This window comes from Cupriavidus yeoncheonensis (assembly GCF_905397275.1).
In the GTDB taxonomy this organism is placed as follows: domain Bacteria; phylum Pseudomonadota; class Gammaproteobacteria; order Burkholderiales; family Burkholderiaceae; genus Cupriavidus; species Cupriavidus yeoncheonensis.
Genome location: NZ_CAJPUY010000002.1, coordinates 447,049 through 460,431, shown reverse-complemented (window position 1 = coordinate 460,431; position 13,383 = coordinate 447,049). Strand labels below are relative to the sequence as shown.

Here is a 13,383-nt window from a genome sequence, read left to right as displayed (position 1 = left end):
TGTGTCGATGAAGAATCCGGGCGGCGTTGTCCTGTTTGATGCTCCGCTACCAGGTGTCGATGAAGCGGCGGTCTTCGCCCGTGCGCCGGCCAAGGCTTCCGGGCGGCACCGAGGCCAGCCCGCGCAGCAGCCAGCGGCGCGTGTCGGCCGGGTCGATCACGGCGTCGATTTCCAGGTGGCTGGCCATGTTCAGCGCGCGGCCGCGCTGGTAGGCGGCGTCGACCATGCGCGCGAACAGCGCCTCGCGCTCGTCGGGGTCGGCCACGGCTTCGAGTTCCTTGCGGAAGCCGAGCCGGATCGAGCCTTCCAGGCCCATGGCGCCGAATTCGCCGCTGGGCCACGCCGCGGTAAAGAACGGCGCGGCAAAGCTGCCGCCGGCCATGGCCTGCGCGCCGAGCCCGTAGCCCTTGCGCAGCACGACCGTGAAGAACGGCACGCGCAGCGCGCCGGCCACGACGAACAGGCGCGAGACGTGGCGAACCGTGGCGCTCTTCTCGGCCTGCGGGCCGACCATGAAGCCCGGCGTGTCGCACAGTGACAGGATCGGCAGGCCATGCGCGTCGCATAGCTGCATGAAGCGCGCGGCCTTGTCCGCGGCGGCGCTGTCGATGGCGCCGCCGAGGTGGCGCGGGTTGTTGGCGATGCAGCCGAACGCGCGGCCCTCGATGCGGATCAGCGCGGTAAGGATGCCGGTGCCGAAGGCGGCGCGCAGTTCGAGCACCGAGCCGGAGTCGGCCAGCGTATGGATGACCGCGCGCATGTCGTAGCTGCGCAGACGGTTCTCGGGAATCGCGTGGCGCAGATGCCGCGGGTCTTCCGCCTGCCAGTCGGGCGCGTCGCCCTGGAAGTAGGACAGGTAGCGGCGCGCGGCATCGACAGCGGCTTGCTCATCGTCCACCACGACATCGATCACGCCATTGGGCGCCTGCACGCCGACGGGTCCGACTTCCTCGGGCGCATACACGCCCAGCCCGCCGCCCTCGATCATGGCCGGGCCGCCCATGCCGATGGTGGCGCCGCGCGTGGCGATGATCACGTCGGCACAGCCCAGCAGCGCGGCATTCCCCGCAAAGCAACGCCCGTGCACGATGCCCACCAGTGGCACCTGGCCGGACAGCCGCGCGAACTGGATGAACGAGCTGCAGTCGAGTCCGGCCACCACCGGCATGTCAGTGTCGCCGGGGCGGCCGCCGCCGCCCTCGGCGAACAGCACCACGGGCAGTTGCCACTGCCGCGCCAGCGCGAGCATGCGGTCCAGCTTCTTGTGGCCGTAGTAGCCCTGCGTGCCGGCGAGCACCGTGTAGTCGTAGGCGAGCACCATGCAGCGCGCATCGGCGCCGGGGAGTTGCGCCGCGTTCACGGTGCCGATGCCCGTCACGATGCCGTCGGCCGGCGTCGAGCGGATCAGGTCGTCTTCCGTACGGCGCTGACGCTGCGCGGCCATCGCCAGTGCGCCGTATTCGATGAAGGAGTCCGCGTCGCACAACTGCGCAATGTTCTCGCGCGCGGTGCGGCCGCCCTGTGCATGGCGTTTGGCCACGGCCGCCTCGCGGGCGGCGTCCTGGCCGAGCGCGTGGCGCTCAAGCGCATCGCGCAGATCGGCGCGGATATGGTCGGGGTCGGCGGCGGTGCGGACCTGCTCGGTGTGGCCGGCGTCGTCGCTGGCTTCAATCAGCACCAGCGCGGCACCTGCCCGCACGGTCGCGCCGGCTTGCGCACGCACGGCCAGCACCGTGCCCGCGGCAGGCGCCTCGACCGGGTGCTCCATCTTCATGGCCTCGATGATCGCGAGCGGCTGGCCGCGGCGAACGATGTCGCCGGGCCGCACATGGAGCGCGGCCAGGGCGCCGTCCATCGGCGCCTGCACGGCCAGGGCATCGGCGGGCAGGTCGTCTTCGGCGTCGATGTCCTGTTCCACGGCTGCGGCGCCGGTCGCATGCAGCGCGGGGTGGTCGCCGCCAGCCGCGGCGAGCGCGGGCAGGGCCTGGTCGAGGTACTGCGTATGCACGGCGTTGCGCTGGACGGCGTCCTGCCGCAGCAGGTCCTGCAGCAGTCGCCGGTTGGTGTCGATGCCCTCGATGCGGAATTCGCACAGGGCGCGGTACGCAAGTGCGAGCGCGCGGCCGTAGTGGCCGCCGGGCTCATGCACGATCAGCTTGGCCAGCAGCGAATCGAAGCGTGGGTTCGCCGCCATGCCCGCGAAGCCCGCGCTGTCGACTCGCACGCCCGGCCCGCTCGGGGCCTCGAACGCGGTGAGCGTGCCGGCAGCGGGGCGCAGCTGGCCCTGTCCGTCGAGATGCTCGGCATTGATGCGAAGCTGCACAGCCACGCCGCGCGGTGCCGGTACGCGTTCCAGACCCAGTTGCGCCAGGTCCGCGCCCATGGCGATGGCAAGCTGGGTTTGCACGAGATCCACGCCGGTGACCATTTCGGTCACGGTGTGTTCGACCTGCAGGCGCGGATTGGCTTCCATGAACCAGAACGCCGGTGCCTGGCCGTCGCGCTCCTGCACCAGGAATTCGAACGTGCCGATGCCGCGGTAGGCGGCCGCGCGTGCAAGCGTGGTGGCGGCCTCTGCCAGGCGCGCACGTGTGGCATCGTCGAGCGCGGGGCTCGGCGCCACTTCCACGAGCTTCTGGTGCCGGCGCTGCAGGCTGCATTCGCGCTCGCCGAGCGTGACCACCTGCCCGCCGGCGTCCGCGACCACCTGGATTTCGATATGGCGCGGCGCCGTCACGATCTGTTCGACATAGACCGCACCATTGCCGAATGCCGCCGTCGCCTCCGACGCGCAGCGCGTCCACGCTTCGTCGATCTGCGCCGCGTCATGCACGGCGCGCATGCCGCGGCCGCCACCGCCGGCCAGCGCCTTGATCATCATGCCGGCGCCGCGCGGCAGGTCGGCAAAGAACGCATGGGCGGCGGCCAGCGTGGTGGGACCGGTCGTGCCCGGCACCACGGGCACACCATGCTCGCGGGCCAGCGCGCGGGCGCGCGCCTTGTCGCCAAACAGGCGCAGCACGTCGGGTGCCGGGCCGATGAAGGTCAGCCCGGCATCGAGGCACGCCTGCGCGAAGTCGGCGTTCTCGGACAGGAAGCCATAGCCGGGATGGACGAGCAGGCAACTCGCGCGGCGCGCGGCCGCAACCACCTGTTCGATGTCCAGGTAAGCGCGGGGGCCGCTGCCGGGCAGCGCCACGGCTTCGTCGGCCTTGCGCACGTGCAGCGCGTCGCGGTCGTCCTCGCTGTGGATGGCCACGCTTGGGATGCCCTGGGCTGCCGCCGCGCGGGCGATGCGGATGGCGATTTCGCCGCGGTTGGCGATCAGGAGCTTGGGCGGATTCATGTCAGGCAAGAAAGGAGGGGAACAGGCGCCCGCTCCGGCATCGCAGTGCCGGAGCGGGTGAGGGGGATGCGGCGTCAGCGCAGCGCTTCGGCCAGCGGTATCAGGTCCTGCTTGCGCACCTTGCCGGTCGCGGTCAGCGGCAGCGCGTCGACGACGCGCAGCTGGGGCACCTTGTAGATTGCCATGCTGCCGCGGCACCATGCGGTCAGCGCGGCTTCGTCGATGGTGCCGACGGCCTCGGGCTTGAGCATGACGAAGGCCACCGGGACCTGGCCGCGGTCTTCGTCGGGGCGGCCGACCACGGCCGACCCCAGGATGGCCGGATGCTGGCCGAGCATGGTTTCGATCTCGGCCGGGAACACGCTCATGCCGTTGACCTTGAGCATTTCCTTGCGCCGGCCCAGGTAGTGCAGGTAGCCGTCGATGTCGATCACGCCGATGTCGCCGGTATGGAACCAGCCGTCGCGCAGCGATTCGCGCGTGGCATCGGGCTTGTTCCAGTAGCCCTTGAGCAGCGTGGGCGTGCGTACGCACAGCTCGCCCTCGGTGCCCGGCGGCAGCAGTTCGCCGGTGGCGAAGTCGCACACCTTGAACTCGGTGCCCGGCACCGGCAGGCCGACGAACACGGGCTGCGCGCGCAGGTCCATGTCGTGGTCCTGCATGCCGTAGGTGAAGGTGTTGCAGGTCTGCGTCTCGGTCATGCCCCACGCGGTTTCCGCGATGGTGGAACCGGTCAGCGCGTGCCAGCGGCCGCGGTAGTCGAGATTCAGCTTCTTGACGAAGGACGACACGCCGACATGGCGCAGCGAGCGCAGGTCATAGTCGCCGACGCGCGGGTGGTCCATCACCTCGACCGCGCTGTCGACGAGCATCGACGCATTGGTGACCCGGTAGTGCTGCACCGCGGCCATGAAGGTCTGCGCGTCCCAGCGCGCCAGCAGTACCAGCGGGACGCCGAAGAAGACCGGGAAGATCAGGCACAGGTTCTCGCCCGCGATCCAGAACTCGGGGAAGAAGCCGAGCATGACGGAGTCGCCGGTCATGGGCAGTGCCACGGCGCTGAACGCGGCGGCCATGTCGACCATGTCGCCCTGTGTGTGGATGCAGCCCTTGGGCAGGCCCGTGGTGCCGCCGGTGTAGTTGAGCGCGGCCGGCGCGTCGAGGTCGGGGATGGCCCGCGGCGCCGGTGCGGTGCAGGCGGCCATTGCCGCCAGCAGGTCGATCGCGCTGTCCTCCGGCTCCGGGACGAGGCGCGGGGCCTGCACCATGGGCGGCAGCGGCAGCGTGGGCTGGTTGGGCGCCACATCGGCGTAGCTGGCAACGAAGAGGATGCGCAGGGGATCGGCCGCGCCGAGTTCGGCGCGTGCGTCGGCCACCAGTGGCAGCAACTGGTCCAGCGCCACCAACGCGCACGGCGTGCTGTCGCGCAGCGCGTGCAGCAACTCGGCGCGCTGCGATAGCGGGCTCACGGGCACGTAGATCGCACCAAGCTTCAGGATGCCGAAGAACACCACATGGAACTGCGGGCAATTGGGCAGCAGCACCGCGACGCGATCGCCCGGGCCAATGCCTTGCGCCGCGAGCAGCGCGGCGCAGCGGTCGCTCTGCGCGTCGAGCTCGGCATAGCTGGTGACGTGGCCATAGAAGTGGACGGCGGGCTGTTGCGGCCGCTCGCGTGCCCAGTGGCGCAGCATCTCCGACAGTGGCATCCGGCCCAGCGGATACTGCGGTTCGCGCGGCGCACCGGCGGGCCAGGCGGCGTGCCAGCGGCGGCGCAGGTCATCGAGATACTCGGCTTCTTGCCGTGGCGCGCCGGTGGCGGCGATGGTGGCGGTGGTGGCCGCCGGAGTCGGCGTTGCAGTCGGGTCCATCAGCGGGTGTCTCCTCGCAGGATGTGTCGGCAGCGGTGCTCAGGCGCACCCTCGGCGCACCATCGCGTTTACCACTTGGTATATTTATATACCGATGGGTATGATCCTAGGCCGGTCGCGCTCAGGCGTCAATCGGCCGAATCCCGTGAGCGGCCATTACGTCCCGACGGCCGGGCGCCCGCCCCTGGGTTTGGAGGGATGGCGCGGCCGTGGCGGCATGCGAGAATTGAGACATGTCGATTGCACCGAAACCTGAAGCGGCGGCCGAAGAAGCGCCGGCCCGCCCGCGTATCGCCGAGCGCCAGGAAGCCCGCCGCCGCCAGATCCTGGACGCGGCGGCGCAGCTCTTCTACACCAAGGGCTATCCCGGCATGACCATGAACGACCTGTGCCGCTCGCTGGGCGTGACCAAGCCGGCGGTCTACTACTACTTCACGGACAAGTACGAGATCTTCGACATCCTCTGCCGCGAATCGGCACAGACCTGCCTGCCCGTGATCCGCGAGACGGCCGACCCGTCGCTGCCGGTCCGCGAACGGCTCAATGCCTGCCTGCTCGAAATGGCGCGGCGCTGCGTGTCGTGCCATGTCGCCGCCACGCTGAGTTTCCGCGATAACCAGTACCTCAAGCCCGAGACGGTTGCCTGGCTCGACAGCATGGCGCGCGAATTCTATCGGGACCTCTATGCCCTGCTCGAAGAAGGCAAGCGCGATGGTGTGTTCGCATTCGGCGATGCGCGCGTCACGGCCCATTCGATCGGCGGTGTGATCGGCTTCATGTACACCTGGCACCAGCCTGGCCGCATGGATCCTGACGCGCTGGCCAGGGAACTGGCCTCCAACATGATGAAACTGGTCCTGCCTGCCTGAGCACGGTTTCAGGGTTATCCCGTGGCTGGTGCTAGCAGCAGTGGCGCATAATCCGCCTCAGGCCAGTCCGATCCCTGAGGACTTCGTCTAACGTGTTGTTTTCACGCGGGTAGCCGTTTAGCATTCCCGAAAAATCGAACGACCATTCAGAAATCAGGAGACGGTGTCATGGACAGGTTTTGGCTGAAACACTACCCGGCCGGCGTACCCGCCGAGATCGATGCCAGCCAGTTTCCCTCGCTTGCGCAGCTGCTCGAGCATTCCTTCCGCACCTATGCCGATCGCCGTGCCTTCGTCTGCATGGACAAGGCCATCACCTACGGCGAGCTGGACCAGATGTCCACGCACTTCGCCGCGTGGCTGCAGTCGCGCGGCCTGCGTCCGGGCGCGCGCGTGGCGATCATGATGCCGAACGTGCTGCAGTATCCGGTGGTGCTGGCCGCGGTGCTGCGCGCCGGGTTCGTCGTGGTCAACGTCAACCCGCTCTACACCCCGCGCGAACTGGAGCACCAGCTCAAGGACAGCGGCGCCGAGGCCATCGTCATCCTCGAAAACTTTGCCACCACGCTGCAGCAGGTGCTCGCGCGCACGCCGGTGAAGCACGTGGTGGTCGCGAGCATGGGCGATTTGCTGGGCGGCCTCAAGGGCGCGATCGTCAATTTCGTGGTGCGCAACGTCAAGAAGATGGTGCCGGAGTGGGAGCTGCCGAACTGCGTGCGCTTCAACGCCGTGCTGGCCGAAGGACGCAAGCTCACGCTGCAGCCGGCCACGACCGGCCCCGACGACATCGCGTTCCTGCAGTACACCGGGGGCACCACCGGCGTTTCCAAAGGGGCGGAGCTGCTGCACCGGAACGTCGTGGCCAACGTGCTGCAGTCCGAAGCATGGATGCAGCCGGCGTTGAACAAGGGCACGCCGGTCGAGCAGGTGGTCACGATCACCGCGCTGCCGCTGTACCACATCTTCGCGCTGACGGTCTGCTGCCTGCTGGGCATGCGCAATGGCGGCATGAGCGTGCTGATCCCGAACCCGCGCGACATCCCGGGTTTCATCAAGGAACTGCAGAAGTACAAGTTCCACATGTTCCCGGCGGTCAACACGCTGTACAACGCGCTGATCAACAACCCTGAAATCAGCAAGGTCGATTTCTCGGGCCTGCGCGTGGCCAACGGCGGCGGCATGGCGGTGCAGGAAGCGGTGGCCAAGCAGTGGCTGGCCAAGACCGGCTGCCCGATCATCGAAGGCTATGGCCTGTCCGAGACCTCGCCGTCGGCCACCTGCAACCCGACCGACAGCACGGTGTTCTCCGGCACCATCGGCCTGCCGCTGCCGTCGACCGATATCGCCATCCGCGACGATGACGGCCGCGACGTGCCGCTCGGCCAGCCCGGCGAAATCTGCATCCGCGGCCCGCAGGTGATGGCCGGCTACTGGAACCGTCCGGACGAGACCGCCAAGGTCATGACGCCCGACGGCTTCTTCAAGACCGGCGATATCGGCGTGATGGACGAGCGCGGCTATACCAAGATCGTCGACCGCAAGAAGGACATGATCCTGGTGTCGGGCTTCAATGTCTATCCGAACGAGATCGAAGGCGTGGCGGCGGAATGCCCAGGCGTGCTGGAAGTCGCGGCCGTGGGCGTGCCCGACACGCATTCGGGCGAGGTGGTGAAGCTCTACGTGGTGAAGAAGGATCCGGCGCTCACCGAGGCCGATGTGATCGAGTTCTGCAAGGAACGGCTGACCGGCTACAAGCGGCCCAAGTACGTGGAATTCCGCACCGAACTGCCGAAGACCAACGTGGGCAAGATCCTGCGGCGCGAACTGCGCGATACCCGCCAGGCGGCCTGATCCAGACCGGCGGTGCAAGGCAAAGCGGCCTCCCACTCGGGAGGCCGCTTTGCATGACACACGCCGTTCAGCACTCGTTCGATGGCGCCAGGCGGGGATCGCTGCCGCCATCCGGGTAGATCAGCCGCACGCAGGCACCTGGCTCCAGCCCCGGCGCGGCCGGGGCATTGACCGAGGCGATGGTGCCGTCGGTGGTGCGCACCTTGTACTGGAACAGGTCGATCTGCTGCTGCGGCGGCCGGTTGAACAGGCGCGAGAGGTCGAACGAGAAGCCGACACCCACGCCGCCTCCGCCCCCGCCGCTGCCTCCCACGGCACCCACGCCAACGCCGCCATAGTTTCCGTAGCCCGCGCCGTCGGCAACGTCGATGCGGGTCAGGAAGGTCTTCTCGGTGACGCGGCCGAGCTTGATGGTGGCATTGAGCGGCGTGACCTGCGGCGCGGGCGGCGCCGTATTGCAGCCGGCCAGCGCGGCCAGCAGGGCGGCCAGAACCAGTGTGTGTAGAGTCTTCATGGCGAAGTCAGCCCGGCCTTGAGCCGGCCAAGCAGTCGGAACAGGGCGCGGCGGTCGGTATCAGCCAGGCCCGCGAACAGTTGCTCGATCCAGTCTTCATGCGCGCGCGCCATGCGCGAGAAAGCCTCGCGGCCGGCCGGCGTGAGCCGGATCAGGTAGGCGCGCCGGTCGGTCGGCAGGGCCTCGCGCGAGACGAGTCCTTCCTCCTGCAGCTGGTCGGTGATGCCGGTGACGTTGCCCCCCGTCACCATCATGCGGCGCGACAGCTCGCCCATCTTCAGGCCTTCCGGATGGCGGTCGAGCTGCGCCATCAGGTCGAAGCGGGGCAGGGTGCAGGCGAAGTCCTGGCGCAGCCGGCCGCGGATGTCGGCTTCCACCAGGTTGGTGCAGGTCAGCAGGCGCAACCACAGGCGCAGCGCTTCATGCACGGTGTCGCCGGCGCGGGTTTCTAGGTCGACCGGGGCGGCATCGGGGCTGCCGGCGGCGGATGGATTTGGCATCTCTATGGCAAGTTGTAGTGCCGGGCGGCCCGCTCTGGCGGGCCGCCCAGACATTTGATGCCTCAAGTATATGCCGGTTGGACCGTCCGGGCCCTGTCTCAGTCCACCTTGGCGCCGGAGGCCTTGACCACCTGGGCCCACTTGGCGGTTTCGGCCTTGATCAGCGCGGCGAACTGTTCGGGCGTGTTGCCGACCGGTTCCGCGCCCTGTGCCTGCAAGCGCTCGCGGACGGCCGGCGAGCCCAGGGCCTTGGCCACCTCGTGCTGCAGCCGGCTGATGATCTCTGGCGGCGTGCCGACCGGCGCCAGCAGGCCAAACCAGGAGCTGGCTTCGAAGGATGGCAGGTTCGCGGCGGCGGCGATGGTCGGCACGTCGGGCAGGGCCGGCGACGGCTTCGCGCTGGTCACGGCCAGCGCCTTGAGCTTGCCGGCCTTGATCAGCGCCATCGAGGACGGCAGGTTGTCGAACATGACCTGCATGGTGCCGCCGGCAAGGTCTGTCAGCGCCGGCCCGCTGCCCTTGTACGGGAAGTGGACCATATAGGTGCGCGTCTGCGTCTTGAACAGTTCGCCCGCCAGGTGGATCGACGTGCCGTTGCCGCTGGACGCCATGTTGAGCTTGCCCGGGTTGGCGCGCGCGTAGGCAATCAGGTCGCGCACGTTGCTGATCTTGTTCTGCTGCGCGAAGGCCGGGTTGATGACCAGCACGTTGGGCACCGCGGCCACTTCGGTGATCGGCGCGAAGTCCTTGATCGGATCGAACGGCAGCTTGCCGTACAGCGACTGGTTGATGCCGTGCGTGCCGACCGTGCCCATCAGCAGCGTGTAGCCGTCGGGCGCGGACTTGGCGGCGATGTCGGCGCCGATATTGCCTCCGGCACCGGGCTTGTTGTCCACCACCAGGTTCCAGCCTGGCAGCTTCGCCAGTTCGGCCGCCACGGCTCGCGCCAGGATGTCGGTCGTGCCGCCCGCCGCGAAGGGCACCACGAGCCGGATCGGCTTGCTCGGATAGGGGTCGGCCGCCATGGCTGCCTGGCCGACCAGTGCGGCCAGGCAGCCGGACAGCAGCAGCGCCGTGAGGCGCCGGCGATTGCATTGCATGGGTGTCTCCTCTCTTGTCCGGTCGACCGGTGTGCGGGTGAGGGCATTCTAGTTTCCGTCCGTGACCACGCCGATGAGGTAATGCCCTATGCGCCGCCCGCATCCATAAAAAAAGGCACCCGAAGGTGCCTTTGCCACGCCATGCAAGTTCCGGATCAGAACTTGTGGCGGATACCGATGGCGACGCCAACCTGGCTGTCGTTGCCCTGGGTCAGGAAGTAGCCGTTGCTGAAGCTGCTGTTCGACGCCGAGAAGTTCAGGCCGCCGTTCTTCGCGTAGGCCGTGGCCAGGTAGACGTCGGTGCGCTTCGAGAACGCGTAGTCGGCCTGGAACGTGATCTGCCACGGGTTCGGCAGGTTCACGACCGGGGTCGTGGTGGCCGTGCGCAGGATCTTCACGTCGTCATAGTAGTACGCCAGGGTCAGCGAGATCGGGGCGTTGACCTGGTAGTTCACGGCGGCCCAGTAGTAGTCGTCGCGAGCCAGCGTACCGCCGTTGGCGGCCTTCAGCTGACCCCAGCGATAGCCGGCCATGACCTTGGCGGGACCCCAGGTGTAGCTCAGTGCGGCGGCAGCCTTCTTGGCGCTGCCGGCGTTGCCGGCCGTGGCCGCGAAGTTCGGGTTCCACTGGTCGTAGGCGACCGATGCGCCGAAGCCGGCGGCCTGGTAGCTCACGCCGGCACCGTAGCCGGTGTTGTCCTTGGCATGGCCCGGGACTTCGCCGGCACCGCCGCCGAACGTCGGGGTGGCACCGACAGCCTGCAGGCCGGTACCGAAGCTGTAGTGGGCCACGGCCGTAACCGGACCGAACGCGCCCGTGTACTGGACCGTGTTGTCTTCACGGTAGTTGGCACCGAGTTGTGCCACGACCGGTTCGTACAGGGTCGAGTAGAAGGTCGGCGAGAAGTTGGCCATGGCCCAGAAGATCGACGTGTACTGTCGGCCCAGGGTCAGCTTGCCGTAGTCCTTGCTTTGCAGGCCGACAAAAGCCTGGCGGCCGAAGATGCGCGGGCCGCTGGCCGAAGCGTATTGCAGGCTGCCGTCGTCGGAGCCAAAGCCGCTTTCCAGCACGAAGACAGCTTGCAGGCCGTTGCCCAGGTCTTCGGTGCCGCGCAGGCCCCAGCGGCTGGTCGACAGGCCGCCGTAGCTCGGCATGCGGAAGAGGCTGCCGCCGTTGGGGCTTTGCACCAGCTGGCCGGTCGCCGGGTTCTGCGTGGGCGGGGAGGCTGCAAAGTGGTTGACGTATTCGATCGGTGCATCGATCACGCCGTACAGGGTCACGTTGGTTTGTGCTTGTGCCGCACCAGCAAACGCGCCCAATGCCGCCAGCGCGAAAAGCGATTTTTTCATGCTCAAGGATCTCCACTAATGATTGTTATGTGGTCAGCGGGGAAACCTCCTGGGTCTCCATTCCCCACTGCCAAACTTCGTAAGAAGTTGCGAAGTACTGTAACAAACAACCCTTAATTCACTATCTGCTGGCAATGCCCTTTGTCTTCTTTTAACAACTCAGGGTTTTTGTGTACTCGAGGGTAAATAACAAGGCTCGGCATGGGATGGCGGGAATTAGAGGCTTGCTACAATGCGGGTAATCCCGATGCTGCTGCCGGAACGTTTGTCTTCTTTTGGCAAGTCAGGGTTGTTGTGTGCTCGTGGGTAAATAGCGAGGCCTGGCATGGGATGGCGGGGATTAGAGGCTTGCTACAATGCGGGTAATCCCGATGCTGTCGCCGGAACGTGCGGCGGCATGTTTTGCACTGCCTTGGCAGGGTTTTGCAGGGCCGGGGGGCCGTATTTCGGGCCCTATTGCCTGATTGCCTGATTGCCCTTTTAATTCTCTGGCCTATCCGCTTTCCAGCATGGACACCTTTATCCGCGAATTCGACATGGCATTGCGCGCCATTGCCGGCGCCACGCGTTCGGGCCGTTCCAACCCGGCTGACCGGCTGGCGCCGGACGACGGGCAACTCAGTGCGGACGAGCGCCGCCATGTGGCCGGCCTCATGCGTATCAACCATGTCGGCGAGGTCTGCGCGCAGGCTCTCTACCAGGCGCAGAAGCTCACCGCGCGCAACGGCGAGGTGCGGGCCCAGATGGACACCGCCGCGCGCGAGGAAGAGGACCACCTCGCCTGGTGCGCCGAGCGGTTGCGCGAACTGGACTCGCGGCCCAGCCTGCTGAATCCGCTGTGGTATGCCGGCGCCTTTGCCATCGGCTTCCTGGCCGGACGTGCCGGCGACCGCGTCAGCCTGGGCTTCGTGGCCGAGACCGAGCACCAGGTCGAGCAGCACCTGAGCGGCCATCTTGAGCGGCTGCCCGACGCGGACGGCCGCTCGCGCGTCATCCTCGAGCAGATGCGCGACGACGAGATCCGTCATGGCGAAGCCGCCCGCGCTGCCGGCGGCTTGCCGCTGCCCGCTCCGGTGCGTGCGCTGATGCGCGGCGCGTCGCGCGTGATGACCACCGCCGCGTACCGGATCTGACCCTCGGGCCGGAGCCGGGCCGACCGCCGTTCCGGCGGCCATCTCTGCCAAATGTTGTATCCTTCCCCACGGTCGCGGGCCGGTCTTTCCCGCACCGTCGGCAGTTCCTCCCCGGGTAGTTCTCAGGTGGTTTCTCTGCTTTCCTCCCTAAGATCTTCATTTCATTAAGGATTCACGTTAGCCGTGGGCTTAGGTGTGCGCGCTAAGTCTTTGTTCTGATTCGAGAATCCCGGTTTGTTGCCCTGCAGCGAGCCTTGACCCGCGAAATTGCTTCCTCTAAAGTGGGAAATAGTGTGAGGAAGTGTATTTTTGTGTGAAATTGAGTCCTGCCCGTGGGATCATCCACAGGGTCGGGAACTGAGCGATTCACGCATGTGCCGGCAAGCCATAAGCCGGCCGGGACCGGGGGGCGAGCTTGTTTCAGGGAGCATCAGCGCTCTCGCTGGATGCCAAGGGGCGGATGTCCATTCCGTCGCGGCACCGGGAAGCGCTGCAACAGCAGGCCGAGGGCCGGGTGACGCTGACCAAGCACCCGGATGGCTGCCTGCTGCTGTTTCCCCGGCCCGAGTGGGAAAATTTCCGGGAACGGATCGCGGCGCTGCCGATGGATGCGCACTGGTGGAAGCGCATCTTCCTGGGTAACGCTGCCGACGTGGAGATGGACGGCGCAGGCCGCGTGCTGATCGCACCGGAGCTGCGCGGTGCCGCCATGCTCGACAAGGAAGTCATGCTGCTCGGCATGGGCAGCCATTTCGAAGTCTGGGATGCCGCGACATACGCCGCCAAGGAACAGCAGGCGATGGCGCAGGGTATGCCGGAAGCATTGAAGAATTTCTCTTTCTGACAAGGT

General features: G+C 67.3%; 10 protein-coding genes. 4 read left to right on the top strand and 6 right to left on the bottom strand.

Annotated elements, in window-relative coordinates:
* Positions 1-46: 46 nt before the first annotated feature.
* Complete coding sequence (locus tag KHO22_RS04380) at positions 47-3,346, bottom strand: acetyl-CoA carboxylase family protein (protein ID WP_211945869.1); 3,300 nt, start codon at positions 3,344-3,346, stop codon at positions 47-49.
* A gap of 74 nt (positions 3,347-3,420) precedes the next feature.
* Positions 3,421-5,217, bottom strand: coding sequence for an AMP-binding protein (locus tag KHO22_RS04375; RefSeq protein WP_230426737.1), 1,797 nt, complete (start codon positions 5,215-5,217; stop codon positions 3,421-3,423).
* A 233-nt stretch (positions 5,218-5,450) separates the two neighbouring features.
* Here KHO22_RS04375 and KHO22_RS04370 point away from each other — a divergent pair, with 233 nt between their 5' ends.
* Together KHO22_RS04370 and KHO22_RS04365 are read left to right on the top strand one after the other, a co-directional pair.
* Positions 5,451-6,086, top strand: coding sequence for a TetR/AcrR family transcriptional regulator (locus KHO22_RS04370; protein ID WP_211945868.1), 636 nt, complete (start codon positions 5,451-5,453; stop codon positions 6,084-6,086).
* Positions 6,087-6,254: 168 nt separating this feature from the next.
* Positions 6,255-7,937: a long-chain fatty acid--CoA ligase gene (locus KHO22_RS04365; protein WP_211945867.1), complete on the top strand. Its 1,683-nt coding sequence runs from the start codon at positions 6,255-6,257 to the stop codon at positions 7,935-7,937.
* A 67-nt stretch (positions 7,938-8,004) separates the two neighbouring features.
* On the opposite strand, the gene KHO22_RS04360 is transcribed toward KHO22_RS04365, so the two are convergent.
* The 4 genes from KHO22_RS04360 to KHO22_RS04345 all read right to left on the bottom strand — a co-directional run bounded on the left by KHO22_RS04360 (position 8,005) and on the right by KHO22_RS04345 (position 11,400).
* Positions 8,005-8,451, bottom strand: a complete 447-nt coding sequence (locus KHO22_RS04360; protein WP_211945866.1) for a hypothetical protein — start codon at positions 8,449-8,451, stop codon at positions 8,005-8,007.
* Positions 8,448-8,951, bottom strand: coding sequence for a MarR family winged helix-turn-helix transcriptional regulator (locus tag KHO22_RS04355; RefSeq protein ID WP_211945865.1), 504 nt, complete (start codon positions 8,949-8,951; stop codon positions 8,448-8,450). The genes KHO22_RS04360 and KHO22_RS04355 overlap by 4 nt, the downstream gene beginning before the upstream one ends.
* Before the next feature lie 98 nt (positions 8,952-9,049).
* Complete coding sequence (locus tag KHO22_RS04350) at positions 9,050-10,051, bottom strand: Bug family tripartite tricarboxylate transporter substrate binding protein (RefSeq protein WP_211945864.1); 1,002 nt, start codon at positions 10,049-10,051, stop codon at positions 9,050-9,052.
* 155 nt (positions 10,052-10,206) lie between these two features.
* Positions 10,207-11,400, bottom strand: a complete 1,194-nt coding sequence (locus KHO22_RS04345) for a porin (protein WP_211945863.1) — start codon at positions 11,398-11,400, stop codon at positions 10,207-10,209.
* 509 nt (positions 11,401-11,909) lie between these two features.
* Between KHO22_RS04345 and coq7 the strand changes: the two genes are divergently transcribed.
* Together coq7 and mraZ are read left to right on the top strand one after the other, a co-directional pair.
* Positions 11,910-12,533 (top strand): 2-polyprenyl-3-methyl-6-methoxy-1,4-benzoquinone monooxygenase, encoded by a 624-nt coding sequence (gene coq7 / locus KHO22_RS04340; protein WP_211945862.1) that lies wholly within the window; start codon positions 11,910-11,912, stop codon positions 12,531-12,533.
* A gap of 415 nt (positions 12,534-12,948) precedes the next feature.
* On the top strand, positions 12,949-13,377 hold the full coding sequence (gene mraZ / locus KHO22_RS04335) for a division/cell wall cluster transcriptional repressor MraZ (protein WP_211945861.1): 429 nt from the start codon (positions 12,949-12,951) through the stop codon (positions 13,375-13,377).
* Positions 13,378-13,383: the final 6 nt, after the last annotated feature.